This is a genomic window from Micromonospora sp. NPDC005171 (assembly GCF_040608575.1).
Taxonomy (GTDB): domain Bacteria; phylum Actinomycetota; class Actinomycetes; order Mycobacteriales; family Micromonosporaceae; genus Micromonospora.
Window position 1 is genome coordinate 24,302 of record NZ_JBEXIM010000034.1, and the last position, 26,288, is coordinate 50,589.

Annotated in this window: 25 protein-coding genes; 9 read left to right on the forward strand and 16 right to left on the reverse strand. The window is 71.5% G+C overall.

The genetic code is table 11. The features are described from left to right. Positions 1-204 precede the first annotated feature (204 nt). Positions 205-1,548, forward strand: a complete 1,344-nt coding sequence (locus ABZU74_RS27280; RefSeq protein WP_355429460.1) for a GH1 family beta-glucosidase — start codon at positions 205-207, stop codon at positions 1,546-1,548. 80 nt (positions 1,549-1,628) lie between these two features. Here ABZU74_RS27280 and ABZU74_RS27285 read toward each other — a convergent pair whose 3' ends face one another. The 3 genes from ABZU74_RS27285 to ABZU74_RS27295 all read right to left on the reverse strand — a co-directional run bounded on the left by ABZU74_RS27285 (position 1,629) and on the right by ABZU74_RS27295 (position 6,097). Next, positions 1,629-2,042, reverse strand: a complete 414-nt coding sequence (locus tag ABZU74_RS27285; protein ID WP_196925059.1) for a roadblock/LC7 domain-containing protein — start codon at positions 2,040-2,042, stop codon at positions 1,629-1,631. A 5-nt stretch (positions 2,043-2,047) separates the two neighbouring features. Continuing rightward, positions 2,048-4,585 (reverse strand): nitrate- and nitrite sensing domain-containing protein, encoded by a 2,538-nt coding sequence (locus ABZU74_RS27290; protein WP_355429462.1) that lies wholly within the window; start codon positions 4,583-4,585, stop codon positions 2,048-2,050. Between the two features lie 99 nt (positions 4,586-4,684). Next, complete coding sequence (locus ABZU74_RS27295; RefSeq protein WP_355429465.1) at positions 4,685-6,097, reverse strand: FGGY family carbohydrate kinase; 1,413 nt, start codon at positions 6,095-6,097, stop codon at positions 4,685-4,687. A gap of 204 nt (positions 6,098-6,301) precedes the next feature. Between ABZU74_RS27295 and ABZU74_RS27300 the strand changes: the two genes are divergently transcribed. Further along, on the forward strand, positions 6,302-8,224 hold the full coding sequence (locus ABZU74_RS27300; protein WP_355429468.1) for an anthranilate synthase family protein: 1,923 nt from the start codon (positions 6,302-6,304) through the stop codon (positions 8,222-8,224). A gap of 95 nt (positions 8,225-8,319) precedes the next feature. On the opposite strand, the gene wrbA is transcribed toward ABZU74_RS27300, so the two are convergent. The 4 genes from wrbA to ABZU74_RS27320 all read right to left on the reverse strand — a co-directional run bounded on the left by wrbA (position 8,320) and on the right by ABZU74_RS27320 (position 10,747). After that, positions 8,320-8,937: an NAD(P)H:quinone oxidoreductase gene (gene wrbA / locus ABZU74_RS27305; RefSeq protein WP_355429471.1), complete on the reverse strand. Its 618-nt coding sequence runs from the start codon at positions 8,935-8,937 to the stop codon at positions 8,320-8,322. Between the two features lie 293 nt (positions 8,938-9,230). Continuing rightward, complete coding sequence (locus ABZU74_RS27310) at positions 9,231-9,599, reverse strand: DUF3037 domain-containing protein (RefSeq protein ID WP_091404117.1); 369 nt, start codon at positions 9,597-9,599, stop codon at positions 9,231-9,233. Beyond that, the gene (locus tag ABZU74_RS27315) at positions 9,596-10,354 is read right to left on the reverse strand and encodes a HipA family kinase (RefSeq protein WP_355429474.1); all 759 of its coding nucleotides are present in this window, start codon (positions 10,352-10,354) and stop codon (positions 9,596-9,598) included. Before ABZU74_RS27315 ends, ABZU74_RS27310 begins: the two co-directional genes overlap by 4 nt. A 42-nt stretch (positions 10,355-10,396) precedes the next feature. Then, complete coding sequence (locus ABZU74_RS27320; protein ID WP_355429477.1) at positions 10,397-10,747, reverse strand: hypothetical protein; 351 nt, start codon at positions 10,745-10,747, stop codon at positions 10,397-10,399. 196 nt (positions 10,748-10,943) lie between these two features. On the opposite strand from ABZU74_RS27320, the gene ABZU74_RS27325 reads away from it, so the two are divergent. Next, positions 10,944-12,053: a winged helix DNA-binding domain-containing protein gene (locus tag ABZU74_RS27325; RefSeq protein ID WP_355429480.1), complete on the forward strand. Its 1,110-nt coding sequence runs from the start codon at positions 10,944-10,946 to the stop codon at positions 12,051-12,053. Positions 12,054-12,062: 9 nt separating this feature from the next. Here ABZU74_RS27325 and malQ read toward each other — a convergent pair whose 3' ends face one another. From malQ to ABZU74_RS27355, 6 genes are all read right to left on the reverse strand, one after another. Continuing rightward, positions 12,063-14,066 (reverse strand): 4-alpha-glucanotransferase, encoded by a 2,004-nt coding sequence (gene malQ / locus ABZU74_RS27330; RefSeq protein ID WP_355429483.1) that lies wholly within the window; start codon positions 14,064-14,066, stop codon positions 12,063-12,065. 176 nt (positions 14,067-14,242) lie between these two features. After that, on the reverse strand, positions 14,243-15,451 hold the full coding sequence (gene ugpC / locus ABZU74_RS27335) for a sn-glycerol-3-phosphate ABC transporter ATP-binding protein UgpC (RefSeq protein WP_355429485.1): 1,209 nt from the start codon (positions 15,449-15,451) through the stop codon (positions 14,243-14,245). 10 nt (positions 15,452-15,461) lie between these two features. Beyond that, positions 15,462-16,298 carry a carbohydrate ABC transporter permease gene (locus ABZU74_RS27340; RefSeq protein ID WP_355429488.1) on the reverse strand — a complete coding sequence of 279 codons (837 nt, stop codon included), beginning with the start codon at positions 16,296-16,298 and terminating at the stop codon, positions 15,462-15,464. 1 nt (position 16,299) lies between these two features. Continuing rightward, entirely contained in the window at positions 16,300-17,283 is a 984-nt protein-coding gene (locus ABZU74_RS27345; protein ID WP_355429491.1) for a sugar ABC transporter permease, read from the reverse strand. Beyond that, complete coding sequence (locus ABZU74_RS27350; protein ID WP_355429494.1) at positions 17,280-18,566, reverse strand: ABC transporter substrate-binding protein; 1,287 nt, start codon at positions 18,564-18,566, stop codon at positions 17,280-17,282. Before ABZU74_RS27350 ends, ABZU74_RS27345 begins: the two co-directional genes overlap by 4 nt. Before the next feature lie 269 nt (positions 18,567-18,835). Then, entirely contained in the window at positions 18,836-19,159 is a 324-nt protein-coding gene (locus ABZU74_RS27355) for a flavin reductase (RefSeq protein ID WP_355429496.1), read from the reverse strand. A 234-nt stretch (positions 19,160-19,393) separates the two neighbouring features. Between ABZU74_RS27355 and ABZU74_RS27360 the strand changes: the two genes are divergently transcribed. The 5 genes from ABZU74_RS27360 to ABZU74_RS27380 all read left to right on the forward strand — a co-directional run bounded on the left by ABZU74_RS27360 (position 19,394) and on the right by ABZU74_RS27380 (position 22,204). Continuing rightward, a complete protein-coding gene (locus ABZU74_RS27360; RefSeq protein WP_355429499.1) occupies positions 19,394-20,197 on the forward strand; it encodes a helix-turn-helix transcriptional regulator in 804 nt (267 codons plus the stop codon). Beyond that, positions 20,191-20,373 carry a DUF397 domain-containing protein gene (locus ABZU74_RS27365; RefSeq protein ID WP_112583309.1) on the forward strand — a complete coding sequence of 61 codons (183 nt, stop codon included), beginning with the start codon at positions 20,191-20,193 and terminating at the stop codon, positions 20,371-20,373. Before ABZU74_RS27360 ends, ABZU74_RS27365 begins: the two co-directional genes overlap by 7 nt. Before the next feature lie 186 nt (positions 20,374-20,559). Further along, positions 20,560-21,264: a VOC family protein gene (locus ABZU74_RS27370; RefSeq protein ID WP_355429502.1), complete on the forward strand. Its 705-nt coding sequence runs from the start codon at positions 20,560-20,562 to the stop codon at positions 21,262-21,264. A gap of 185 nt (positions 21,265-21,449) precedes the next feature. Then, positions 21,450-21,881 carry a hypothetical protein gene (locus ABZU74_RS27375; protein WP_238657005.1) on the forward strand — a complete coding sequence of 144 codons (432 nt, stop codon included), beginning with the start codon at positions 21,450-21,452 and terminating at the stop codon, positions 21,879-21,881. Between the two features lie 47 nt (positions 21,882-21,928). Further along, complete coding sequence (locus tag ABZU74_RS27380) at positions 21,929-22,204, forward strand: hypothetical protein (protein WP_355429505.1); 276 nt, start codon at positions 21,929-21,931, stop codon at positions 22,202-22,204. Positions 22,205-22,217: 13 nt separating this feature from the next. On the opposite strand, the gene ABZU74_RS27385 is transcribed toward ABZU74_RS27380, so the two are convergent. From ABZU74_RS27385 to ABZU74_RS27395, 3 genes are all read right to left on the reverse strand, one after another. Further along, positions 22,218-23,003: a L,D-transpeptidase family protein gene (locus ABZU74_RS27385; protein ID WP_355429508.1), complete on the reverse strand. Its 786-nt coding sequence runs from the start codon at positions 23,001-23,003 to the stop codon at positions 22,218-22,220. Between the two features lie 413 nt (positions 23,004-23,416). Then, positions 23,417-24,118, reverse strand: coding sequence for an HAD family hydrolase (locus ABZU74_RS27390; protein ID WP_355429553.1), 702 nt, complete (start codon positions 24,116-24,118; stop codon positions 23,417-23,419). A 200-nt stretch (positions 24,119-24,318) separates the two neighbouring features. Next, positions 24,319-24,897 carry a TetR/AcrR family transcriptional regulator gene (locus ABZU74_RS27395; RefSeq protein ID WP_355429511.1) on the reverse strand — a complete coding sequence of 193 codons (579 nt, stop codon included), beginning with the start codon at positions 24,895-24,897 and terminating at the stop codon, positions 24,319-24,321. Positions 24,898-25,075: 178 nt separating this feature from the next. On the opposite strand from ABZU74_RS27395, the gene ABZU74_RS27400 reads away from it, so the two are divergent. Then, positions 25,076-26,275 (forward strand): low temperature requirement protein A, encoded by a 1,200-nt coding sequence (locus ABZU74_RS27400; protein WP_355429513.1) that lies wholly within the window; start codon positions 25,076-25,078, stop codon positions 26,273-26,275. The last annotated feature ends 13 nt before the right edge of the window (positions 26,276-26,288 follow it).

The window sequence follows — 26,288 nt, forward strand, 5'->3', positions numbered from 1 at the left end:
CCCGTACACGATAGGAAAAGAGGCCGACGGGACAGGCGCGCGGCGCCGCCCGGACGGCCTCGTTCGCTGCTCGGGGCCACACCCGCCTCTCACCCGCCAGCGCCGGCCGTTCTGACGGCCGGCTGACCGGCCGGCTGCGCCTGCCCTATCATGGGAGCGCTCCCGAACCTTTCGGCGGTGGCCCCGTATCCATGAGGAGAATCCATGTCGATACCGATTGGGCCCGCCGGCCCGCTGCGCTTTCCGGACGACTTCGGCTGGGGCGCGGCCACCTCCGCGTACCAGATTGAGGGCGCCGCCAAGGAGGACGGGCGCGGCGAGTCGGTCTGGGACACCTTCAGCCGCGTCCCGGGGCGCACCCGCAACGGCGACACCGGCGACGTGGCCATCGACCACTACCACCGCTACGCCGAGGACCTCGACCTCATGCGCGACCTCGGGTTGCGCAGCTACCGCTTCTCCATCTCCTGGCCCCGCATCCAGCCCGACGGCACCGGCACGCCCAACCAGCGCGGTCTCGACTTCTACCGCAGGCTCCTCGACGGCCTGCACGAGCGCGGAATCACCCCGATGGCCACCCTGTTCCACTGGGACCTCCCGCAGGCGCTCCAGGACGCCGGCGGCTGGGAGTCACGCGACACGGCCCACCGCTTCGCCGACTACGCCGACGTGGTCTTCCGTGCCCTCGGCGACCGGGTGCCGTCCTGGCTCACCATCAACGAGCCCAAGACCGTGGTGCAGAACGGCTATCTCACCGGTCACCACGCCCCCGGCCGGCAGGACCCGGACGCCGCCTACCTCGTCGCCCACCACCTGCAACTCGCCCACGGGTTCGCCGTCGGCGCGCTGCGGGCCAGCGGCAGCGACAGCCGGATCGGCCCCGCACTCAACCTGCACCCCTGCTACCCCGCCGACGATTCCCCGCAGGCTGCCGCGGCCGCCCACCTCTACGACGCCTACGAGAACCGCCTGTACCTCGACTCCCTGTTCAAGGGCAGCTACCCCGAGGACCTGCTGGCCGACCTGGGCCCGCAGAGCCGGATGGTCCAGGGCATCCGCGACGGCGACCTGAAGACCATCTCCGCGCCTGTCGACCTGCTGGCCGTGCAGTACTACACCCCGATCTACGTCACCGCCGACGGCGGCACCGCGCACCGCTGGGCGACCTCCGAGGCCGAGTGGCAGCAGATCTACCCCGAGGGGATGTACGACCTGCTGACCCGGATCACCCGCGACTACGGCCCGATCCCGCTCACCATCACCGAGAACGGGCTGCCCACACCGGACACTCTGGACGCGGACGACACCGTCCAGGACACCGGCCGGATCAGCTTCCTGCGCGACCACCTCACCGCCGCGCACCGGGCCATCGCCGACGGGGTGCCGCTGGAGAGCTTCCACGTCTGGTCACTGCTGGACAACTTCGAGTGGGACCAGGGCTACGACCAGCGCTGGGGGCTGGTCTACGTGGACTACCCCACCCAGCGGCGGGTGCTCAAGAGCAGCGCCACCTGGTACCGCTCCGTCATCGCCGACGGCGGCTTCTGACCGCGCCGCCACCCGGACGGCCGGGCCCGGACGGCTCGGCTCGGGTGAGCCGGTGACCGTCCGGGCCTCGGCCGGCCCACTCAGCGGGGCAGCGCCTGCTGCAACTCCGCGCGCAGGGCCGGGGTGAGCATCTCCCCCGCCTGCTTGGCCAACCGGGCCATCTCGTAGCCCACCACACCGATGTCCGCGTCACCGGCGGCCAGCGTGGCCAAAATCGAACCGTCGCGGATCTGCATCACCAGAAAGTAGCCACGGCCCATCTCGACCACCGTCTGCTTGACGACATCGCCGTCGAACATCGAGGCCGCGCCCGCGGTGATACTCATCAGCCCGGAGGTCACCGCGGCGAGCTTGTCCGCGTTGTCACGCGGCAGGTGATCGGAGATCGCCACCAGCAGCCCGTCAGAGGAGACCACCACCGCGTGCGCCACACCCGGCACCCGCTCCGCGAACGCGCTCACCAGCCAGCTCAGGTCACGCGCCTCCTGGCTCAACGTCGTCACTGTCGTCGTCCCCCTTCGTCGTGCCCCCCGGACGGTGGCACGGGTATCTCGGTGGTGTCCTCAGCCTCGGCGCGCCGTACTCCGCTGTAGAGCCGCGAGAGCATGCCGCCGACCGCCTCCGGGTCCGGGTCGGTGCGGGTCGGTGCCGTCATCGGTTGTGCCGAACGGGTGACCGCGCTCAACTGCGCCATGGGCACCCGCACCGGCAGTCCCCGTTCATTGGTGCCGGCGGTCACCGGGATGGTCGGCGGCGCCGCCGGTGCGGGCACCGCCGACGGGGGCGGGCCCTGCCGCGAATACCAGCCCCCGCCGCCACCGCGAGCAGCGGCCGGGGTCAACACGTCCTCGGCGCGCACCGGCATCGGGCGGCCCTGACGCGGCACACCGACGCCCGGCGGGCGGCCGGCCACCGGCAGGTCCCGCGCCGCGACGCCCGGCACCGCGGCGGCGGCGTCCCGGCCGGCCCCGGGCTGCGGAACCAACCCCCGCGCCGCGCTCGCCGCCAGCATCCGCGCCGACGGGGGCGCGTCCAACTCCACGTTGCCCGCCGGGGCCAGCAACACCGCGGGCAGGGCGAGCCGGGCGACCAGGCCGTCCTCGCCGCCGTCCAACCACACCCGGACGCCCAACCGGGCCGCCAGGTGACTGACCACGAAGAGCCCCATCCGCTCCACCGCCGCGACGTCCGCGGCCGGCGGGCTGGCCAACACCTCGTTCGCCTGCACCAGCGCCGCCGGGCTCATGCCCAGACCCCGGTCGACGATCTCGATCAGCGGACCCGCCGCCTCGACCCGGGCGGTCACCACCACGACAGTGTCCGGACGGGAGAAGGCCGTGGCGTTCTCCAGCAGCTCGGCCAGCAGGTGCACCAACTCGCCGACCGCGTGCCCGACCACGTGCACGTCGGCCACCGACTCGATCCGGACCCGCTGGTACTGCTCGATCTCGGCGGCGGCGGCCAGCAGCACCGCACCGAGGCCGACCGGACGGTTCCACCGGCGGGTCGAGTCGGTGCCGGCGAGCACCAGCAGGCTCTCGTCGTTACGGCGCATTCGAGCGGCCAGGTGATCCAGCTTGAACAGGTTCTCCAGCTGGTCCGGGTCACTCTCCTCGCGCTCCAGGTCGTCCAGCAGCTCCAGCTGACGCTCCACCAGCACCTGGCTGCGGCGTGCCAGGTTGACGAACATCGCGTTGACGTTGCGCCGCATCAACGCCTGCTCGACGGCGACAGTGACCGCGCTGCGGTGCACCGCCACGAACGCCTCGGCCAGCTCACCGATCTCGTCGAGTGAGCGGACCACCGCCGGCGCGACCTCGATGCGGGGCACCCCGCCGGTGACGGTCTTCAGGCGGTCCAGGGCGTCCGGCAACTCGACCTGGGCGATCCGCAGCGCCTGGCTGCGCAGCAGCCGCATCGACCGGGCGACCGACCGCCCGATGAGCAAGGAGATCAGCAGGGCGGCCAGCAGGACCGTGACGACCCCGCCGACGACCAACAGTGTCGTCCGCAGCTGGTCGTCGCTGGCTTCCTCGGCCTGTCGCACCGCGTCGTCGAGCACGCCCGCCTCAAGCTGACGCAGTATCTCCTGACGCTGCTGGCTGGCCGACCACCACTGTTCCGACGGCAGCACCTGCGGCGACGCGCCACCGGAGGAGAGGCTGCGCTCCTCCAACCCGGTGGCAGCCAGGAACATCGGCGACACCGAGGTCTCGTCGTAGCGGCGGATCTGCTCACTGGTCGCGGCCACCCGGAACGCGCCGAGCGCGGTGAGCTGCTGACCGCGCAGGTCGGCCAGGACCACCCGGTCCTCGGTGCCGTACCCGCCGGCGCGGGCGGCGGCGTAGAGCTGGGCCCGCACCCGCGAGGAGAGTTCCTTGACCCGGGCCAGCTGGACGTAGCGCAGCACCGCGTCGTTCAACGCCGGTTGGTTCTGACCGGGCGTCGGTTCGGCGAGCAGGTCGAGCAACGCCCCGACGGCCCGGTGGTAGTTGCTCAGGATGGTCTCGCTGCTGAGCACCGCCGGCGGAATCGCCGAGCGGATGTCGACCACCTGGTCGTACGCCTCCAACGCCTCGGAGAACGCGACGCGCCAGGACGCGTCCGCGTCCGCCAGCGGCTCGGCGGCCCGGCTGAGGTCCACGATGGCCTTGTCGGTGGCCGCCTGCAACGGCTTCAGGTCGTTCGCGGCGGTCTGCCGGTCACCACCCTTACGCAGCTCACCCAGCTCCCCCGCCGAGCGGTCGCGCTCCTGCTGCAGCTGGTGCACCGCCGCGGTGATCTGTCGGCCGATGCCGACCTGACTGGAGAAGTCGTTCAACGCGGTCGTCCGCCCCACCAGGGTGCTGGTCTGCACACCGGCGAGCAGGAGGAACGCCATCGACGGCACCAGCAGCACGGTGGCGAGCTTCGTGCTCATCCGCCAGTCGCGCAGCCGGAACGGCGACCGCCGTCGATGCGGAACGACTCGGACGTCGAAGCGGCGCCGGCGATGGTTCGACACCGCGCCGTTCGCCGGGTCGGGACCTGCCGCCACCCTGCCTCCTCCGTCCTACGGCGTCCACCGCGGTCGGGGGAGCGCAGTCCATCCAACCAGGCTCGGGACCGCTGTCAACGGCCCGGGCGAGGCCGAGGTTCAGGAAGGATACTGCGGGTGGGAACGTCCTGCCGTGGTCGGTAAAACCAGCTCGTCCGTCCGGCCGATGTCGGCGAGCTCGATCGCGTCACCGAAGCGCCCCAACGCCACCAACGCGGCACCGGTGGCGCCGATCTCCGGGTTGCGTTGATGCGACACCGGCCGCGGTGCGAGCGCGGTGGCGAAGGCCTGCCGCCACCACACCGACGCGGCCACCGCACCGCCGCCCAGCACCACGCCGACAGGTTTGTCGATGGTGGACTCCAGCACCCCGAGATCCTCGGCGACCAGCTCACAGAGCCCCTGCATCAGCCCGGCCAGGATGTCGACAGAGGTGGTGCTGAAGCTGAGGCCGCGCAGCTCACCGCTGCCCGCCGGCGCCAGGCCGGGCGCCCGGTCGCCACCGAAGCGGGGGTCCGCCGGTCGGCCGCCGCCCGCCGGCACCAACGCCAGCGCCGCGTCCAGCTCGGCGCCCTGGGGCAACCGCAGCTCCCGGTTCGCCCAGGCGAAGAGGTTGCCGCCGTTGGCGTACGCGGCCCCAGTCACCACGTGCTCGTGGTCGACCCGGTAGCGCCACAACCGTTCCGGCAGGCGGGGCATCGGCTCGCCGGCCGGGATCCGCTGCATCAGCCGTACTGCCGCGGAGGTGCCCACGGTGACGGCGACCCGGCTCGGGTCGACGCAGCCCGAGCCGACGTTCGACGCCCCGCCGTCGCCCACCGGCGGTGACCACCGGGCCTGCGCCAACTGCGGCCACCGGCGAGCCAGGTCGACCCGGAGCCGGCCGTGCCAGTCCAGCTCGCCGAGGGGTGGCAGGTCCGCTGGCCGCGCCTCGGCCAGCGTCAACGCCTCCTCGTCCCAGCTGAGGGTGCGCAGGTCCAGCAGACCGGTCCCGGAGGCCTGGGAGATCGACATGGGCGCCGTGTCGAGCAGTTCGCCCAGCACGTACTCGGGCAGACCAACGAACCGGGCGATCGGGGTGCCGGACTGCTCGCGCAGCCAGGGCAACCGCATCGACCAGTACGAACGGTGCCACCAGCAGCCGGTGCGCTGGTGGAAGCCGTCCGGGTCGGCCGGCCCGGAGGTGCGCCCGACCGGGGCGGGCCGGGTGTCCAGCCAGGTGACCACCGGCCCCAAGGGCTCGCCGTCGCGGTCCAACGGAAGCACCGAGTGCCACTGGGCGGAGACCGCCACCAGGCCGACGTCGTGCAGATGCCCCGAGTCGGCCAGCTCGTCCAGGCACTCGACCAGGCTCGCCAGATAGTCCCGACCGGACAGCGTGCCGGTGCCGTCGTCGCCGATGGCGAGGTCGACCTTGCGGCGGGCCAGGGCGCCGGGCAGCGGCTGGGTGTCCGCGTCCAGCACCAGCCCGCGTACCGAGGAGGTGCCCAGGTCGAGCGCGAGAATGTTCATCGCCGGTCAAGTTACCCCGTGCCAGCCGGCCGACGGGCGCGTAGGGTGGATCACATGCTCGCGCAACTGACCAGTTGGTGGCCCGCCGACCCGGCGGCCATCCCCCGCGCGTAGCTCCATCCACGCGGCCGCCATCGAGGCGGTCGCCGGATCTCCCGGCCGGAGGGCCGCCCGACGGCGGCACCCAGCCCGACGGAGACTCCGATGACCCACCTGACCGACCTGCTCGCCGCCGTCGCCCGCGGCGTCGACCCCGGCCCGTTCGCGCTGCTGCGCCGCGACAACGCCGAAGAACTGGACCTGTTCACCGGCCCGGTCGACACCGTCGAAGCGCTCAGCGATCTTCCGCTGCCGCCGGGCCCGCCCGGGGCGCGGACCCTGGCCCTGGTGCCTTACCGGCAGATCACCGAGCGCGGCTTCGCCTGCGTCGACGACGGCGCCCCGCTGGAGTTCCTCCAGGTCCGCGAGCACCAGCGGATCGCGCTGGCCGACGCCCTCGCCGCGCTGCCCGACGAGCCGGTGCAGACCACCGACGCCGGCTTCGACGTCAGCGACGAGGAGTACGCGCGGACCGTGCAGCGGGTGCTGTCCGAGGAGATCGGCCGCGGCGAGGGCGCGAACTTCGTCATCCACCGCGCCCTGCACGCCACCGTGCAGGGCCCACCGGTGGGGGCCGCGCTGGCCGCGTTGCGCCGGCTGCTGATCGCCGAACGCGGCGCGTACTGGACGTTCGTGGTGCACACGGGCACCCGGACGCTTGTCGGCGCCAGCCCGGAGCGGCACGTGAGCGTCGACGACGGACTGGTGATGATGAACCCCATCAGCGGCACCTTCCGCTGCCCGGGTGGGGTCGCCGACCGGGCGGCCCTGCTGCGCTTCCTCGCCGACCCGAAGGAGACCGAAGAGCTGTACATGGTGCTCGACGAGGAGCTGAAGATGATGGCCACCGTCGCCGAGCACGGTGGGCAGGTGATCGGGCCGTACCTCAAGGAGATGTCACACCTGGCGCACACCGAGTACCTGCTCGCCGGGCGGGGCACCCGCGACGTGCGGGACGTGCTGCGCGAGACGATGTTCGCCCCCACCGTGACGGGCAGCCCGATCGAGAACGCCTGCCGGGTGATCGCTCGACACGAGCGCCGGGGTCGGGGCTACTACGGGGGTGTGCTGGCGCTGCTCGGCCACGACGAGGCCGGCCGGCAGACGCTCGATGCCCCGATCCTGATCCGGACCGCCGAGATCTCCCCCACCGGCCGACTGCGGGCGCCGGTCGGCGCGACCCTGGTCCGGCACTCGACGGCGGCCGGCGAGGTGGCCGAGACGCACGCCAAGGCCGCCGGGGTACTGGCCGCGCTCGGCCTCGGGCCGGCGGCGTCCGTCGGCGACCGCGGGCCGGTCGCGCGGCTGGCCGACGACCCGGCGGTACGCGACGCGCTGGCCGCGCGTAACGAACCGCTGGCGCGGTTCTGGCTGGACCAGCGATCACCGGACGCGGCCGGACTGCCCGGGCTCGTCGGCCGCCGGGTGTTGATCGTGGACGCCGAGGACACCTTCACCGGAATGCTGGCCCACCAACTGGGCGCGTTGGGTCTCGCGGTGTCTACCCGACAGTGGCAGGCGAGCGGCCCGGTCGACGACTACGACCTGGTGGTGGCCGGTCCCGGGCCGGGCGATCCTCGCCGCGTGGACGAGCCGAAGATGGTGGCGTTGCGGGCGCTGCTGACCGGGCTGCTGGCGACCGGCCGTCCCACCCTCGCGGTCTGCCTCGGCCACCAGGTGCTGGCCGGGCTGCTGGGGCTGGCGCTGCACCGCCGGGACGCGCCCTATCAGGGGCTGCAACGGGAGGTGTCGATGTTCGGCCGGACCCGCCGGGTCGGGTTCTACTCGACGTTCACCGCCCGCGCCGAGGCCGACCGGCTGGCCACCGCGTACGGGCCGGTGGAGCTGGCCCGCGACCCTGGTGACGGCGCCGTGCACGCCCTGCGGGGGCGCGGCTTCGCCGGGGTGCAGTTCCACGCGGAGTCGGTGCTCAGCCCGGACGGGCTCGCCGTGCTCAGCGAGTTGCTGACCGAACTGCTGCCCGCGACGCGCCCCGACGAGCTGTCCGCGACCCGCCCCGGCGCATAGTCGCCGCGTCCCGGGGGTAGGGCTGGATGGACCGGTGGCGCGGACGGGCCGAGAGCCCCCGCCCGCGTCGCCGGTCGCCCTCGCCCGTCTGCCGGTCAGCCGGCCAGGCCCGCCTTCAGCGCGGCACCCAACTGCACGGCCCGCCGGGCGGTGAGCGCGCAGGCCCCGAGCGCCACGGCGTCCGGGGCGATCTCCCCGTTGTTGCTGGTGTGCGAGGGACCGTACGGGTTGCCGGCGATGAACTGGCTGGTGTCGGTGTAACCGGGGGTGACCACCACACCGCCCCAGTGGTAGAAGACGTTGAAGAGCGAGGTCAGCGTGGTCTCCTGACCCCCGTGCGAGGTCGCCGTCGAGGTGAAGGCGGAGTAGACCTTGTTGGCCAGCGCGCCCTGCGCCCAGAGCGGGCCGGTGGTGTCGATGAACTGCTTCAGCTGCGCCGCGACCAGGCCGTACCGGGTCGGCGCGCCGAGGATCACCACGTCGGCCCAGGCCAGGTCGTCGACCATCGCCTCGGGCACGTCCTGGGTCTCCAGGCGGTGCGCCTGCCAACCGGAGTTGGAGCGGATCGCCTCGTCCGGCGCCAACTCGCGCACCTTGCGCAGGCGCACCTCGGCACCGGCGTCCCCGGCGGCCTCACACACGGCCTGCGCCATCTGGTACGTGATGCCGGTGGCGCTGTAGTAGATCACCGCTACCTTGGTCTGGGCAGCCATCAGAGTGTCCCCTTCTCGTCTCGGATCAGCTCCCGCGACTACCCGCTGCGGACGTGCTCTAACGACAGCCCAGGCGTTCCCGGATACCGGTCCGCCGGCTCAAGTTTTCCGCAACTTCCCGGTCGTTCCGGCCCGACACCGCGCGCGGACCGCGATCCTGATGCCATCGGTGCCGGCGGGTTCGAGCCGCCGCCCCGCACCGGGCAACCTGAACGGGGGATCGCGCTCCGCTGGCAACGGCGCTGGCGTAGCGCGATCAGGGGATGATCACCGCTCCCGCGCCCCGCCTCGGTTCAGCGGACCAGGGTCGCCATCAGCCGGTCCAGCTCGGCCGCCGGGTCGACGGTGAGACCGGTGTGCACCGGCCCCGTCTGGATCATCGTGCTGCGCGGCGCGGCCAGCCAGTGGAACCGCTCGCCAAGCCGCATCCGGGTCGCCGGCCCGTCACCGGAGCAGGTCCGGTCCCAGGAGTCGAGCACCGCGGCCACCGCCGGCAGGTCGACGTCGGGCGCCAGCGCGCGAACCCGGTCGGCGTCCAGGTGCGTCCGCGCGGCCAGGAAGTCGCGCTGCTGGCAGTAGAGCAACACCCCTACGTTGATCTGCTCGCCGCGCTCGATGCGGGGCACGAGCCGGATCAGCGCGTACTCGAAGGGTTGCCTCATGCCCCGCTCCCCGATGGCAGCCAGTCGGCAGTGCGGGCGACGCGGCGGGACAGGTGATCCAGGTACGCGCCGCGCGCCGCGTCGGCCGACTCGAAGTCGGCGGCGGTCAACCACTCCCCCGGCACCAGGGCCAGCACCTCGGTGAGCAGCTCCGGGGTGATCTGGGGGGCCAGCTCGGCGTCGGCCTCGGCCAGCCGCGACGCGTACGGCGCCAGCACGTGATCCTCCGCGCGGTAGGCCCGGTGCACGGCGGCCTCGGCGCGCGGCCAGTTGTGGTGGAAGTACAGCGAGGCGCCGTGGTCGATCAGCCACAGCTCCCGGTGCCAGACGAGCAGGTTCGGGTTGCGCCAACTCCGGTCGACGTTCTCCACGTACGCGTCGAACCAGAGCACCCGGGAGGCCAGCGCCGGGTCGACGGGGTGCGCCACCGGGTCGAAGCCCAGCGCCCCGGGCAGGAAGTCCATCCCGAGGTTGGCGCCACCGCTGCTGCGCAGCAGCTCCTGCACCTCCTGGTCTGGCTCGGCCCGCCCGATCACCGGGTCGACGTCGAGGACCACCAACGGCGGCACCCGCAGCCCCAGCCGGCGGGCCAGCTCACCGCAGATCACCTCGGCGATCAGCGCCTTGGGCCCCTGCCCGGCGCCTCGGAACTTCGCCACGTAGGTGCCCAGGTCGTCGGCCTCCACCACACCCGGCAGCGACCCACCCTCGCGCAGCGGGGTGACGTAACGGATCGCGGTGACCTGGCGGAGCACGCCGCCCACCCTACTGTGATCTCCGCCCGCGCCCGCCGTCGGTCAGTCGAGCTTGTCGCGCAGCTTGTCGACCTGGGTCTGGAGGCGGTCCACCGCGCCTTGGTTGTTGAGGAACGTGGTGATGCCCGCGGCCAGACCGAGGCCGATCAGTACGGCCAGGATGCTGAGCACCAGGCCGCCGATCGACACGCCACGACCGGTGACCCCCGGTCGGCGGGCCATCTTGAGGCCGACGATGCCGAGGATGATCCCGATGATGCCGAGCACCAACCCCAGCCAGGCGAGGATCGCCGTCAACACGCTGAACAGGCCGGCCACCCCGAACACCAGGGCAAAGGTCGCGGCGGCGCTGGTCTTGGCCCCGGTTCCGGATTGATCCGACCGTGACCTCATCCCGGCGTTCCGTGACGGCTCGCTTGCGGCAGTCATGACACTCCCTTCCGCACGCGCGACGCGCGCACTTCCGGCCGCCGCATCCCCGGTGCGCGGCCCGTTATGCCCACCGGTCGGTGCGTTCACCGGCCCGTGTCGCCGGAAGGTCGTCGGATGGTGCTTCTAAGCTGTGCCTTCTCCTCGGGAAGGGCTGCCGATGCCTGTCGACCTCAGCGCGGCCGACGCGCTGGCGCTGCGGATGACCAGCCTGCTGCTGCGCCCCCATCCGAGCATTCGGCCCGGCACCGTCGCCGAGGTGGTCGAGTGGTTCGGCGCGATGCAGGCACAGGACCTGGCCAGCGGGTTGTGGTCGCTGGGCACCCGGCTACCCGGCCGCAGCGTCGCCGACGTGCAGGCGGCGTTGGAGCGGCGGGAGGCGCTGCGCACCTGGCCGATGCGGGGCACCGTGCACCTCGTCCCGTCCGCCGACGCCCGCTGGATGCTGGAGCTGACCGGCGTCCGATCGCTGGCCGGCGTGGCGACCCGGCGGGCGCAGCTCGGGCTCACCGAGGCCGACGCGGGCCGGGCGGTCGACGTCCTCGGCGCCGCGTTGGCCGGCGGCGGTCGGCTCACCCGCGCGCAGTGCCTGGCCACCCTGCGGGCGGCCGGCCTGGGCACCGACGGGCAGCGTGGCTACCACCTGCTGTGGTATGCGAGCGTTCGCGGCGTGACCTGCGTGGCGCCGAACATCGGCACCGAGCAGACCTTCGCCCTGCTCGACGAGTGGGCACCCGCTTCCCATCAGATGGAACACGATGAGGCGTTGGCGCTGCTCGCCCACCGCTACGTGCGCGGGCACGGCCCGGTCACCGACCGCGAGTTCGCCGGCTGGAGCGGCCTCACCCTGACCGACGCCCGGCGCGGCCTGACCGCCGCCGACGACGCGCTGAGCACGGTACGGGTCGACGGCACACCGATGTACGTCGACGCGGCCCTGCCCGACGCGCCGCGCACCGCGCCGGACGACGTGCTGGCGCTGCCCGGCTTCGACGAGTATCTGCTCGGCTTCCGGGACCGCACGCTGATGCTCGACCCCGCCCACCAGGCGGCCGTGGTGCCGGGCAACAACGGCATCTTCCAGGCCACGGTGGTCCGCGCCGGCCGGGTGGTGGGCGTGTGGAAGCGCAAGATCGGCCGCACCGCGGTCACGGTGACCATCCAGCCGCTCACGACGCTCGACGTCGCGGCCCGGGCCCGGGTGGAGCAGGCGCTCGGGCGTTACGCCGACTTCCTCGGGCTGCCGGCCCGCTTCGACTGGCTGACCTGACCGGCCCCGTCACTCCTCGGCGGCCGGCGTCGGGTCGGCCGGCCGTGGGCGGGCGGCGCTCAGCAGGTCGACGATGCGGGCCACCCGGGGGTCCGCGCGGATCTGCGCCACGCTGGCCGGCAGCGGCAGCCGCCAGTTCGGATACTCGTCCACGGTGCCCGGCATGTTGGGTTGGCGCACCTCGCCCAGCACGTCGTAGAGGGAAACGCCGAGCAGCCGGGTCGGGCTGGCCGCGAGCGCGGCGTGCATCGCCACCACCACCTCGCCGTCGTCGGACGTCTTCGCCGGTTCAGCCGGCTCAGACCCCGCAGCCGGCTCGGGCAGCAGGTTCTCGGCGCGCAACATCGTGAGCAGCCGGTCCCGATCGGCGGCGGCGCGGGCCCGCTCCACCGCCACGTCGGTGCCGAGCAGTTTCAACTCGTCGCGCACCCGCACGTGCTCACCGGTCAGGAAGCCCGGCGCGGTGGGCAGGTCGTGGGTGGAGATCGTGGCGAGGGCGTTGCGCGGCCACCGGGCCGGTGCGACGAAGTCACCTGCCTCGTCACGCGCGAACCACAGCACCGTCGAGCCGAGCATGTTGCGTCCCCGCAGCCCTCGGGTCACCGCCGGTTGGACTGTGCCGAGGTCCTCACCGACCACCACCGCGCCGGCCCGGTGCGCCTCCAACGCGAGGATGCCGAGCATCGCCTCCGCGTCGTAGCGCACGTAGGTGCCCTCGGCCGCGCCGCCGCCCGGCGGCACCCACCACAGTCGCCACAGGCCGGCGACGTGGTCGACACGCAGACCACCCGCGTGCCGCAGCGTGCGGCGCAGCAGGTCCCGGTAGGCGGCGTAGCCGGTGGCGGCGAGCCGGTCCGGGCGCCACGCGGCGAGCCCCCAGTCCTGGCCGAGCTGGTTGAAGTCGTCCGGCGGCGCGCCGACCCGCACGCCCTGGGCCAGCACGTCGGCGAGCTGCCACCCGTCCGCGCCGCCCGGGTCGATGCCGACAGCCAGGTCGTGCACGACGCCGACAGGCATCCCCGCCGAGCGGGCCGCCGCGGTGACGGCGTCGAGCTGCTCGTCGCAGAGGTGTTGCAACCAGGCGTGGAAGGTGACCCGGTCGGCGAGCTGCCGACGCTGCTCGGCGACCGCCGGGGCGTCGGGGTGGTGCAGCTCCGCCGGCCAGGCACGCCAGTCGTTGCCGTGCCGCTCAGCGAGCGCGCACCAGGTGGCGAAGCTGGTCAGCGCCGGGTCCGCGGCCAGATCCACCGGCTGGGCGTACGGGTGCAGCAACTCCAGGGCGTGCCGCTTGGCGGCCCACACCTCGTCGTAGTCGATCAGGGGCCCCCGGTCGGGACGCAACGCGTCGACCACCGCACGGGTCGCCGGGTCCGCAGCACGGTACGCGGCGGTGTCGCTGACCCGCAGGTACAGCGGGTTGACGAAGCGGCGGCTGGCGGGAGAGTACGGCGAGGTGGCCACCGGATGCGCCGGCCCGACGGCGTGCAGCGGGTTGAGCAGCACCAGCCCCGCGCCGGTGGCACCGGCCCACCCGGTGAACTCGGCGAGGTCACCGAGGTCACCCATGCCCCAGGAGCGCTCCGAGGTGAGCGCGTAGAGCTGGAGCATCCACCCCCAGGTCCGTGGCGGCACCGGCAGCCGGCGCGGCACCACCACCAGTGTCACCTCCCGGTCGGCGCAGGCCAGCCGGTGCCAGCCCAGCGGCAGGTCCGCTGGCAGCTCACCGTCGACCGCGCGACGGCCACCGTCCTCCAGGGTCACCACCCCTGGGCCGGGCAGCGCCCGGCTGCAACCGTGGGTGAGCACTACCGTCTCGGGCAGGGCGCTCCGGTCGACCGCACGGGCGGCGGCGAGCGCGTCGGCGATCGCCGTCGGGCTGGTGGCGTCCACCCCGAGCAGCCCCAGCACACCCACCACGGTCTCCGGTGCGACCTCGACGCGGCGGTGCCGCCAATCCTCGTACCAGGTGGAAACACCGTGCGCGTTGGCCAGCGCGGCCAATCGTCGGTTCATCCCGTCCCCCGCTTCACGACGCGACCTGCGACCACCTTGCCACGCCGGGCCACACGCCGCAGGGCACGGCGGGGCCCCCGCCCCCGCACCCACCCCCGCCGCGCCGATCTTGCACTTTCTGTCCCGGCACAACGGGCAGTCCGAACCGAAACTGCAAGATCGGCGGGGTCTGGCCGTCAGTCGGCGAGCGCGCCGGCGGCCCGGCCCTCGTGCAGGGTCAGGTTGCGGCCGTTGGCCGGGTCGAACAGGTGGATCTTCTCCAGGTTGAACCAGACCCGCCGCGTCTGCCCCTCGGCGACCGGCGACTCGGCGGACAGCCGGGTCACCAGGTTGCCGCCCGCACCGGCGAAGTCGGCGGCGCCCGCGTCGGCGGCCAACTCCTCCAACTCGGCGGCGCTGGCCTTCTCACCTTCGACGGTGAAGTAGACGTACTTGTCCGAGCCCATCGACTCGACGATGTCCACCGGCGCCTCGAACTCCATGCCCCGCCGACGGGTGTCGTCGTCGACCAGTTCGGCGTCCTCGAAGTGCTCGGGCCGGATGCCGAGGATCAGCTCGCGGGGCGCGTCGGCCGACTCCAGCTCCCGGCGGACCCGGTCACCGAGCGGCACCTTCCCCAGGGCGGTGTGCAACTCGCCGTCATGCACGGCGGCGTGCAGGAAGTTCATCGACGGTGAGCCGATGAAGCCGGCCACGAAGAGGTTGCGCGGGTGGTCGTACAGCTCCTGTGGTGGCCCGACCTGCTGCACCGCGCCCCCGCGCATGATCACCACGCGGTCGCCGAGGGTCATCGCCTCGGTCTGGTCGTGGGTGACGTAGACGGTGGTGGTGCCGAGCTGCTTCTGCAGGCGGGACACCACTGTGCGCATCTGCACCCGCAGCTTGGCGTCGAGGTTGGACAACGGCTCGTCCATCAGGAACGCCTTCGGCTGGCGGACGATCGCCCGACCCATCGCCACCCGCTGACGCTGGCCACCGGAGAGGTTGGCCGGCTTGCGGTCCAGCAGCGAGGTCAGCTCCAGCACCTTCGCCGCCTCGTCGACCTTGCGGTCGATCGTCTCCTTGTCGAGCTTCGCCAGCCGCAACGGGAACGCCATGTTCTCCCGCACGGTCATGTTCGGGTACAGCGCGTACGACTGGAACACCATGGCGATGTCCCGGTCCCGGGGGGCCTTGTCGTTGACCCGCTGCCCGGCGATGCGCAGCTCACCGGAGCTGATGTCCTCCAGCCCGGCGATCATGTTGAGGGTGGTGGACTTTCCGCACCCCGAGGGCCCGACCAGGATCACGAACTCGCCGTCGGCGATCTCCAGGTCGACGTCCTGCACGGCGACGGTCCCGTCCGGGAAGCTCTTGCTCACCTTGTCCAGCACGATGTCAGCCATGACTACTCACCTATCCCTTGACTGCGCCGGAGGTCAGACCGGACACGATGCGACGCTGGAAGAAGAGGACGAACAGAATGATCGGCACGGTGATCACCACGGCCGCCGCGCAGATCGCCCCGGTGGGGTCCTCGAACTGCGACGCGCCGGTGAAGAACGACAACGCGGCCGGCACCGTGCGGGACCGCTCGGTCGAGGTCAGCGAGATGGCGAACAGGAAGTCGTTCCAGCAGAAGATGAAGACCAGGATCGCCGTGGTGAACAGCCCCGGCGCGGCCAGTGGCGCGATCACCCGCCGGAACGCCTGTCCCTGGGTGGCGCCGTCCATCTTCGCGGCCTTCTCCAGGTCCCACGGGATCTGCTTGAAGAACGCCGACAGCGTGTAGATCGCCAGCGGCAGCGCGAAGGTGATGTACGGCAGGATCAGACCCAACCAGGTGTCGAAGATCCTGAGCTGACGCTCGATCTCGAACAACGGCGACACCAGTGACACCTGCGGGAACATCGCGATCAGCAGGGAGACGCCGACCAGCAACTTCTTGCCGGGGAAGTCCAACCGGCTGATCGCGTACGCGGCCATCGCACCGAGCACCACAGCGATCAGCGTGGCGATCAGCGCGACGCCGATCGAGTTGACCAGTGCCCGGACGAACTGGTCGGTGTCGAAGATGGTCCGGTAGTTGTCAAGCGTCCACTCCCGGGGGATGAAGTTCCCGTCGGTGAGGGTGGCCGGCGTCTTGAACGACAGCGATGCGATCCACAGCACCGGGACCAGCGCGAAGACGACCACGAGGACGTCGAGCAGACCCCAGCGCAGCTTTGCCCTGGTGGTGGTTTCGACAGCCATGTCAGCGCCTCTCTCCGTCGTCGCTGCCCGGAGCAGCGGTGCCGAACAGCTTCACGAAGACGAAGGCGATGATCGCCACGGTGATGAAGATCAGCACCGACATCGTCGAACCGATGCCGAGGTTGAGGCCCCGGATCAGGTTGTTGTAGGCGAGCATCGACACCGACGAGGTCTCGTTGCCGCCGGCGGTCAACACGAAGATGTTGTCGAAGACCCGGAACGCGTCCAGGGTGCGGAACAGCAGCGCGACAAGGATCGCCGGCTTCATCACCGGCAGCATCACCTTGGTGAACTTCTGCCAGGCGGTCGCGCCGTCGGTGGAGGCCGCCTTGAGCAGGTCCTCCGGCACCAGCGCCAGCCCGGCCATCAGCAGCAGCGCCATGAACGGGGTGGTCTTCCAGATCTCCGCCAGCATGATGATCGCCAGGGAGCTGGCCCGTTCGGTGAGCGGCGCGCCGTCGCTGAACAGGTCGGCCAGGTAGCCGGTGCCGGGCGTCCAGGCGTACCGCCAGGAGAACGCGGCGACGACAGTGACGATGCCGTACGGGATGAGCGCCGACGTCCGGACCAGGCCACGCCCGACCAGCGTGCGGTGCATGATGATCGCCAGGCCCATGCCGAGCACCAGCTCCACGGCCACGGTGACCACCGTGATCAACGCGGTCACCCCGAACGCGGTCCACCAGAACTCGTTGGTGAGCACCGTGACGTAGTTCTCCAGCCCGATGAACTCGCGCTGGTCGGGAAAGCGCAGGTCGAAGCGCTGCAACGACAGCCACACCGAATAGATGATCGGGTACGCGGTCACCGCGATCATGACCAGCGCGGCCGGCGCGCAGAGCAGCAGACCGAGCTTGCGTTCGGCCTTCTTGTTCTCACTCAGTGGGGGCTTGCGACGGCCGCCGCGTTGTTTCGGTACGGCGGCGGGCCGGCGGGTCTCCTCGGCGGCGACGTCGGCGCCGGTCGGCGTGGCGTTGATGCTCATGGCAGGACCCCCTTGGACTGGAGGGCGTCGGCGATGGCGTCGCGCAACTCGTCGGCGGTCTGCTGCGGACGGATCCCGGACGGCGGCGACAGGATCGCCGACAACACAGTGGAGATGCTCTGGTAGGCGGGGGTCAGCGGACGCGTCGCCGGCTCCTTCAGCTCCTCCAGGATGGTGTCCTTCATCGGGTACGCCTCGGTCATCTCCGGGTCGTCGAAGACCGCCTCGATGGTGGGTGGCACGCCGTCGTTGATGGCGGAGAACTTCTGGTGCTCGGCGCTGCGGATGCACCGGGCCGCCTCGAAGGACTGCTCGGGGTGCTTGGAGTAGGAGCTGACCGCCAGGTTGACCCCGCCGATGGTGACCTTGCTGGGGGTGCCCTCGTCGATGCCCGGGATCCGGGCCCAGCCGACCTGCTTGGCCAGCTCCGGGTTGGCCTCCTGGAGAGCCGGGTAGACGAACGGCCAGTTCACCTGGAACGCGCCAGAGCCGGACTGGAACTCCAGCCGGACCGGGTCCTCGGTGGCGTTGCTGAACGACGGCGAGGTCACGCCCGACGTGGCGAACTTCTTCAGCTGTTCCAACGCCCGGACCGTGCCGTCGTCCATCACGGCCTTCTTGCCGTCGTCGCTGAGGATCTTCCCACCGGCGCTCTCGGCCAGGGTGTTGTAGAGGACCACCAGACCCTCGTACTGGGCGCCCATGGTGAGCACCTGGTACGGCTTGCCCTGGTCCTTGAGCTGCTGGGCCGCGCTGATCATCTGGTCCCAGGTGGTCGGCGGCTGCGGCACCAGGTCCTTGCGGTACCAGAGCAGCTGGACGTTGGTGTTCTTCGGCGCCGCGTACAGCTTGTCCTCGTACCGGGCGGTGTCCAGGGGTCCGGCGAGGGTGCCCTGCTCGACCTCGGCCTTGTCCTGGCCGGTCCACTCACGGATCCAGTCGGCGCTGGCGAACTCCTGGGTCCAGGTGACGTCGAGCCCGAGCAGGTCCATCCCGCTGTCCTCGGCGGCCAACCGGCGCACCATCTGCACCCGCTGGTCGTCGGCCTGCCGGGGCAGCACCCGGTAGGCGATCTCGTACCGCCCCTGGGCCTGCGCGTTGCAGTCGTCGACGACCTTCTGCAGGTTCTGCTCGGGCGGGTAGTACAGGTTGATCGTCGGTGGGCCGCCGGCGTCGTCAGCGCCGCACGCGGCCAGCGGCGCGACGAGTGCCAGCGCGGCAGCCGCCGCGCCCAGCCGAACAACCGGCCGGCGTCGGTGTCGAGCCGTTTCGGGGTCCGTCATCGCCCTCCCCCTCTCCTCGGCGAAAGACCGGGGAGGGCATCCGTGCCCCGGCGCACGGCGAGCCGATTCCGAGCCGGCGAGCTGCGGAAACTCCGGCGCGGATGCTCTGTAGCGGCTACTCTGCCCCCGCCGTGAAGCCGCGAAACCTGACCGTCACACCGAGAGTGCGCACAGCGACCGGCCCTCTTGCCTGCGCCCCGGCGCCGCACGCGTGATCGACTCGGCTTCCTGGAAGTCGCGCTGTCACCGCGCCAGAGAAGCCCCGCCTTTCAGAAAGGCGAGTCGATCACGCGCTGGGACCGCGGGGCCCTGGCCCAGGAGAGAAAGCGCTCGGTCATCCCGGTCGGTGGATGATCCGGGTGGAGTTGGGTGAGCTGGTTCGTCGCCTCGTGCATCAGCGTGCCGAGGTAGATCAGCAGTGCGGTTCGGCTGGTCCGGTACTCCGTCAGCAGGGTGAGCTTGGCCGGCTGGCAGGGCCACTCGCTGCCACAGTTCCGGCACCGCCACAGCGGGCGCATGGCGACGTGCGGCACGGGCGGCCGGACCACCATCACCGCCACCGCACTGCGGGCTGCTGAGCTGTCGGGCTCCACACATCGACCTCCTCGGGCGGGGAGGGGCCGCTCCCGCAAGGGGGAGACGGGAGCGACCCCGGGGGCAGAGCCCGCCGCCGCCACTTCGGCCACCAGCGGACCCGCCATTGGTGACAGTCTGGTGATGAGGCGACTACCGTCGATACGTGCTCACGCCGTTCGTGCAGCTCAGCGGTCCAGGTGAGCACCCATGAGGGACACGCCGAGCCAGACTGAGCGAAGGTTGGGGAATCGATGGGCACCGTGACCGACTACGTGCTGGAGGAATTGCGTCTGTTCCGGACGGGGCTCGGGCTCAGTCAGGACGACTTCGGCAGGGGCATCGGCTATTCGGGTTCACACGTCAGCTCGGTGGAGACCGGCGGGCGACCGCCCACGAAGGAGTACATGCGGGCGGTCGACACCCAGCACCGGACCGGCGGGCGCTTCCTGCGGATGTTGGACGGGTTGGCCCGGCTCGACGCCGAGCCGGCCTGGCTGCGGGAGTGGATCGAGTTCGAGCGGGAGGCGACCACGCTGCGCTGGTTCGAGTTGGCGTACGTGCCGGGTCTGCTCCAGACCGAGCGGTACGCCCGCGCGACGCTGGCCGGTGGCCGGTTCGACGCCGAGGACGTGGACCGGATCGTCGCCTCCCGGCTGGAACGCCAGGCGATCCTGCACCGCCCGCGCCCGCCGCAGCTCATCGCCGTGCTGGACGAGGCGGTGCTGCGCCGGCCGGTGCTCGACCAGCCGGGCCTCATGGTCGAGCAGTGCGAGCACCTGGCCCAGTTGGCAACGGCGGCGGAGCATATCCAGGTGCACATCGTGCCCGTGGATGCTGGGATGTATCTGGGGCTGGCCGGTCAGTTCATCATCGCCGAGATGCCGGACGGTGAGCGGGTGGCTCACGCCGACAACCAGCTCACCGCGCAGTTCGTCGATGCTGCGACCGACGTCGCTAAGCTGGCGAAGACGTGGGAGATCGTGCGGAACGAGGCGCTCCCCCGCCGGCAGTCAACCGAGCTGATCAAGGAAGTGGCGAAGTCATGGGCATGCTGACCCCACAGTGGCGGAAGTCGACCCGGTCCGGCGGCAACGGCGGATCCTGCGTCGAGGTCGCCGACAACCTGCCGAGCGTGGTGCTGGTCCGCGACACCAAGGACCGCGACGGCGGCACCCTGCACGTCGACCCGACGGCCTGGAAGGCGTTCGTCGCGTACGCCAAGCAGCACTGAACGCGAAACCCGGAGACATGCCCCGACCGGCCGCCTGGTCGATCATGGAGTTGTGGTGCCTGGATTGGTGTCCCGCGAGGACTTTGTCACCCACCACGACTCCATGATCGACGGGGCGTCGAGCGGCACTGACACCGCCGAGCGGCGCTTGCCCACCGGTCCGGCTGGAGCGGGCATGATGGGACGATGATCGCGCGCTTCAAAGATCTTTGTCTGGACGCCAACGACCCGCTCGCGCTCGGCGCCTTCTGGGCCCGGATGCTCGACGGTGACGTGGCCGATGCCGGTGACGACGACACCCGGGTGGACCCGCGCTCCGCACCCTCGGACGCCGAGTCGATCTGGGTGAACAAGGTGCCGGAGCCGCGGGTCGGCAAGACCCGCGTACACCTGGATCTGCGGTTGGCCGGTGCGGAGCCGGCGGCGCTGCTCGCGGACGGCGCCCGACTGGTTCGCGAACCGGCCGGCGACGCCACCTGGTGGGTGTTGGACGACCCGGAGGGCAACCAGTTCTGCGCGTTCCCCGCACGGGAGGGCACCCGACCGGGCCCGTTCGAGCTGGTGGTGGATTCGGCCGACCCGGCCGCTCAGGCGACCTGGTGGGCCGGCGTGCTCGGCGGCGCCGTGGAACACGAGTCGACCACCTCGTCGGTGGTCGGCGCGGCCGGGTTCCCCTGGGAGTACTGGGTGTTCGACGGGGTGCCCGAGCCCAAGAGGGTCAAGAACCGCATGCACTGGGACGTCGAGTTGGCCGACCCGGAGCCGATGGCGCTGATCGCGGCGGGCGCGACGTTGCTGCGGGAGCCGCTCGACGAGGCGCACTGGTGGTGGGTGCTGGCCGACCCCGAGGGCAACGAGTTCTGCGCCTTCGCACCACGCCCCACCGGGTGAACGACCGACTACCGAGCGCGGGCATCGTCGGCTAGCGTTTTCCTAGCGCCGCAGCCGGCGCGTTCGCCGCCGCCGTCGACACGCCTCCGGCCGACCCCTGCCTGCCCGATCGGTTGGTAATCGCGGGAACGTCCCACCGCCAGTCCCCCGGTTCGGCAGGATCGTCCCAACGAGGAGGTGCCGTCGTGCAGGACACCCGCGCTCTCGCCCTGACGTTCGAGGTGAGCGGCCTGCCACCGGTCAAGACCGAAGCGTTGTCCATCTTCGCCGCCGGGCATCGGCAGGCGACGAGGGTCCGCACCCTGCTCCAGGCCGCCCTCGCCGCGGCCCAGCGCACCGGCTGGACGCCGCTGCCCGGGCCGATCGAGGTGGACCTGGTGTTGCGCTGCCCGCCCGGGCACCGTACGTCCGACGCGAGCACGCTGCTCGGCGGCGTCTGTGCGGTGTTGCAGGACAAGAAGCGGGTGTCGACCATCGGCCTCGCCCATCTCGGCGTCCTGGTGGACGTCGCCCTGTACGACGACGACCGGCAGATCCGCCGGTTGTCATACCACGAGGAGCCGGCGGAGGACTTCTCGTACCAGGTGCGGGTCGCCGCCGTACCGACCGGGGTTTGACCGACGTCCGCGGTGGGGTATCGCGGACGCCGACGAAGGGAGCACCGATGTCGGAGCCACATGTCACGCTCGACCCCCGCGGGCTCGACCCGGTGCAGCAGAAGCTGCGCGGCCCGCTGGAGGAGCAACTGACCTCGGCGCTTCAGGCCGCCAGCGACCGGGTCCGCGCCGACTACGCCGGCGAACCGGTCGAGCAGGTCTGCCAACGGCTGTTGGAGGAGACCCGCTCCGGGTTGCATCCCGACATCGCTGCCAGGTTCAACCCGGACATGGACGAGTTCTGCCGGGTGGCGGTGGCGATCGTCCGACGCGAGGCCGGCTGAGCGGCAACGCCTCTCAGTATCGGCTGAGCTGAGCGTACGGGCTGAGCACGATGCGTGGCGACAGCGCCGGGTCCAGCCAGTTGAGCACGTCGACCAGGTGATCGTGTGCCAGAGAGACGCAGCCAGCCGTGGCGTTGCCGGCGGTGGTGCTGAACTGGTGCAGGAAGATCCCGCTGCCCGCGTTCGGCACCGGCTTCGGCACGTTCGGCGGCATGTTGTAGGTGATCACCGCGAAGTGCGTGTACGCGGGGACCTCCTGCCACAGCGCCTCGCTGGCCCCGCCCGGGTTGGTCGTACTGTGCTGGAAGGTGTTGTAGAGCGAGGACGACGGGTTCTCGTTCCACCAGTCCCCGCTGACCAGCCGGTGGTAGGGGAATCGCACGCCCGGGTCGGCGGCGATGCCGTACATGGTGGGGCCGATCGAGTAGACGCCGGTCGGCGTGGTCGGCACACCCTCCACGTGGTTGTCGCTGAAGCCCTTCGAGCCGATCCGGGCGGGCAACTTCGCCGCGGCCGGCTGCCAGCCGTTGCGCACCCGCACGTACGCCTCCAACGTGGCGTAGGTGGTGGTGTAGCTGGTGGCGCCGACGATGATCACCTGCTTCGTCTCCGCCGGCAGCGTCCGTAGTTCACTGGCCCGGTTGTGGCGCGGCAGCGCCGACCAGGAACCGGGCACCGGGGCCGTGCCCCAGGCCGGCCGCAGCGGCCCGCTCGCACCGAGTGCGGGCGCGGCCGGAGTGAGCACCGCCGGGGCGGCCAGACCTGCCGCCGCGCCGAGCAGGAGAGATCTGCGCTTCATGCCGCCATCCTGACAGTCGATCTGGCGTGCGGTCTGCCCCGCTCGCCACGGTTGAACGATTCGCCGGCCCGGTCAGGACCGGGTCCGCAACTACCCAGCCCTGACCCTCGGCCGTCCGACAGGGGAGCGGACAGCTCCGGCACCCCGCCGCGCGGACGTGGCACGACGCCACGCGCGAGAACGGGGTGGGCCAGCCACTCCGTCAGCACTCAGCTCCACGGTGCTCACCCGCCGAACGCCGACGCGCCCCGACACACCCCGAAAGGCCGCGAGCGCCGGACCAGGCTAGGCGGGCTCCGACCGGCCGGACAAGCCGCGACGGACGGCCGGCGGCAGAATGATCCCACGCTTGAAAAACAGGCATCTCGGCGTAACGCGACCATGATCGCCGACGCTGTTCGGCTTCGGTACGGTCAGAAGTGCCGCAGCAGGTCCCGGAACGCGGCGAGCCGCAGCACCCCGTCGTCGGTCGGGTCCAGCTCGTCGTCCTCCAGCACCCAGGTGTTCGCGTTCGGAATGAACACCGCGTTCAACCCGGCCGCACGAGCCGGCAGGATGTCGGACTTCGGGGAGTTGCCGATCATCCACGCGCCGGCCGGCACGAAGCCGTGCTCCCGCGTGAGCCACCGGTACGTGTCGACGTTCTTCTCGGCGACGATGTGCGCGGCTCCGAAGTGGTGCAGCAGGCCGCAGGCGTCCAGCTTGCGCTGCTGCTCCTCCTGGTCGCCCTTGGTGAGCAGCAACAACTCGTGCCGACTGGCCAATTCGTCGAGCGCGTCGGCCACCCCCGGCATCAGCTCCACCTGGTGCTCGACCAGGGCCACCGCCAGCCGGTCGATCTCCCGCCGTTCGGCGTCGGTGGCCGGCCGCTCGCGCAGCCGCTCCAGGCACTCGGCCAGGCTGCGCAGGAAGACCTTGCTGCCGTACCCGTGCGCCACCGCGTTGGCCCGCTCGATGTCGTCGAGGACGGCCCGCAGCTCGACCCGGTCCAGGGTGGGATGGTCAAGCCAGCCCAGGAAGTCGTCGATCACCCGCTCGAAGACGACGTTGTTCTCCCACAACGTGTCGTCCGCATCGAAGATCAACACCTGTGCCTGCCGCCGGGCCGCCGCCAAACCGACCGTCATGCCATCCCCTCCCCATGCCACCGCCTGAAAGACCGGGGGACAGGATAGGTGGGACACGGATCTGGGATCTTCCGGATTTTCGTGAACCGTTCCGTCACGGCCGCCGTCTGCGACCACGACCCGATCCCGCGTTTCACCATCATCGCCACGGGCAACGGGACGCACGCGATCGGGCTGCGGCGGCGCGGTCACGGCCACCGCAGCAGCCGTTGGGCGATCAGCGCTTCGCGGTCCTCCTGCCCCTCGGGTCGAAGCCGGCCGCCGCGGGTGAGCATCACGACGCCGTGCAGCAGGCTCCAACCCACCTCGGCGAGCGTGTCCGGGTCCCGACCCTCGGCCAGCGGGGTCAGGGCCGCCCGCAGCTCGGCGAAGACCGCCCGCGGCGCGGCCGGCACGCCGTCCACGCCGAGGGCCAGGTCGGGGGTCAGCGCGAGCATCGCGTCATAGACCTCGGGATTCGTGTACGCGAAGTCGAGGTACGCGGTCGCGACCGCCGGCCAGACCCCCTCGGGGCTGCCGACGGTCTCCGCGTGCGCCTCAGCGAGATCGGCGGCCAGGTCGGCGAAGGCGCACACCGCGACGGCGGCGATCAGCGCCTCCAGATCGGCGAAGTACCGATAGATGTCGCCCATGTCGATCTCGGTGCGTTCGGCGAGCCGTCGGGTGGTCACACCCGCCCAGCCCTCCGACTCGGCCAACTCTCGCGCGACCGTGACGATGAGGTCACGCCGGTCCTGTTCAGTGGCCTTCTCGGCAGGTCCGGGCACGCCCACGAGCGTAGAGGCGTACACCTGCCGTAGCGGCCAGGTGACGGATTGGTGACTGTTGTGGCGGACCGGCCGCCTCCCCCCACGTGCCACAGCCGACCCCTGGCTCGTTAGGCGAGGAGATCACCGCGACGGGAGGGCACGTGGTCGTTCGGCGACACCGGCGCGTGGCGAGCCGATGAGGAACACCCCCGACGGGCTGTTGCGCAGCGAAGCCACCCGCCAGCGGGCCACCTTTCTGGAACTCTTCCTCGACCTGGTCTTCGTCTTCGCCCTCACCCGGATCTCCGCGCGGCTGATCACCGACTTCACCGACGGCCAGCGCGGCGTGTACGCGGGCATCGGCCAGGCTCTGCTGCTGTTCCTGGCGCTGTGGGCGGTCTGGTCGGTGACGGTCTGGTCGACCAGTTGGCTGGACCCGGACGCCCCGATCGTCCAGACCGTCATCATCATGACGTTGGTCGGTGCCATGACCATGGCCGTCGCCGTGCCGCACGGCTTCGGCGCCCGGGCCTCACTCTTCGCCATCACCCTGGTGACCCTCCAGATCGGCCGGGTCGTGTACTTCCACGTCGCCGGGCACGGCCGGCCGGACCCACGACAGTCCATCCGGATCCTGTTCTGGTTCGGCCTGAGCGCACCGCTCTGGCTCGTCGGCGGGTTGGTCAACGACGGCACGGTTCGCGGGCCACTCTGGACCCTCGCCGTGCTGATCGACTACGCCGGGCTGTTCCTCGGCTGGCCGACTCCCCGACTCGGCGCACAACGCCTCGGTGTCCAGACGATCGCGGCCGAGCACCTGGCCGAGCGGTACCAGCAGTTCCTCCTCATCGCTCTCGGCGAGGCGATCTTCGTCATCGGGCTCGCCTTCAGCGGCAGCGAGTTCCACATCGACCAGACGGGTGGGTTCGTCCTGGCGCTGGTGAGCACCGTCCTCCTCTGGCGGATCTACTTCCACGTCGCGGGAGGGGTGCTGGGCACCGCCATCGGCCGTTCCCGTGACCCGGCCCGGCTCGCGACCGGCATGGCGTTCGCCCACATGGTCATGATCGCCGGGATCGTGCTGACCGGCGTCGGCTTCGAACTGTTCATCGCCGAGCCGCTCGGGCACCTCCCGGCGACCTGGCTCATCGCCATCCTCGGCGGCCCGGTGGTCTTCATCGCCGGGCGCGCCCACCTCGAATACCAGGTCTTCGGCCGGGTCTCCCCAAGCCGGATCGCTGGTCTGCTCACCCTCGGCCTGCTGACGCCGGTGACGCTGCACGCCGACCCGCTCAGCGCGGGCGCAGCCGCCGCCCTGGTGCTGCTCGGCGTCGCTGGCGCGGACACCCGACGCGCCCGGCGGCACCCACCGGAGACGCCGTCGCCGCCGTTCTAGATCCGACGGACGG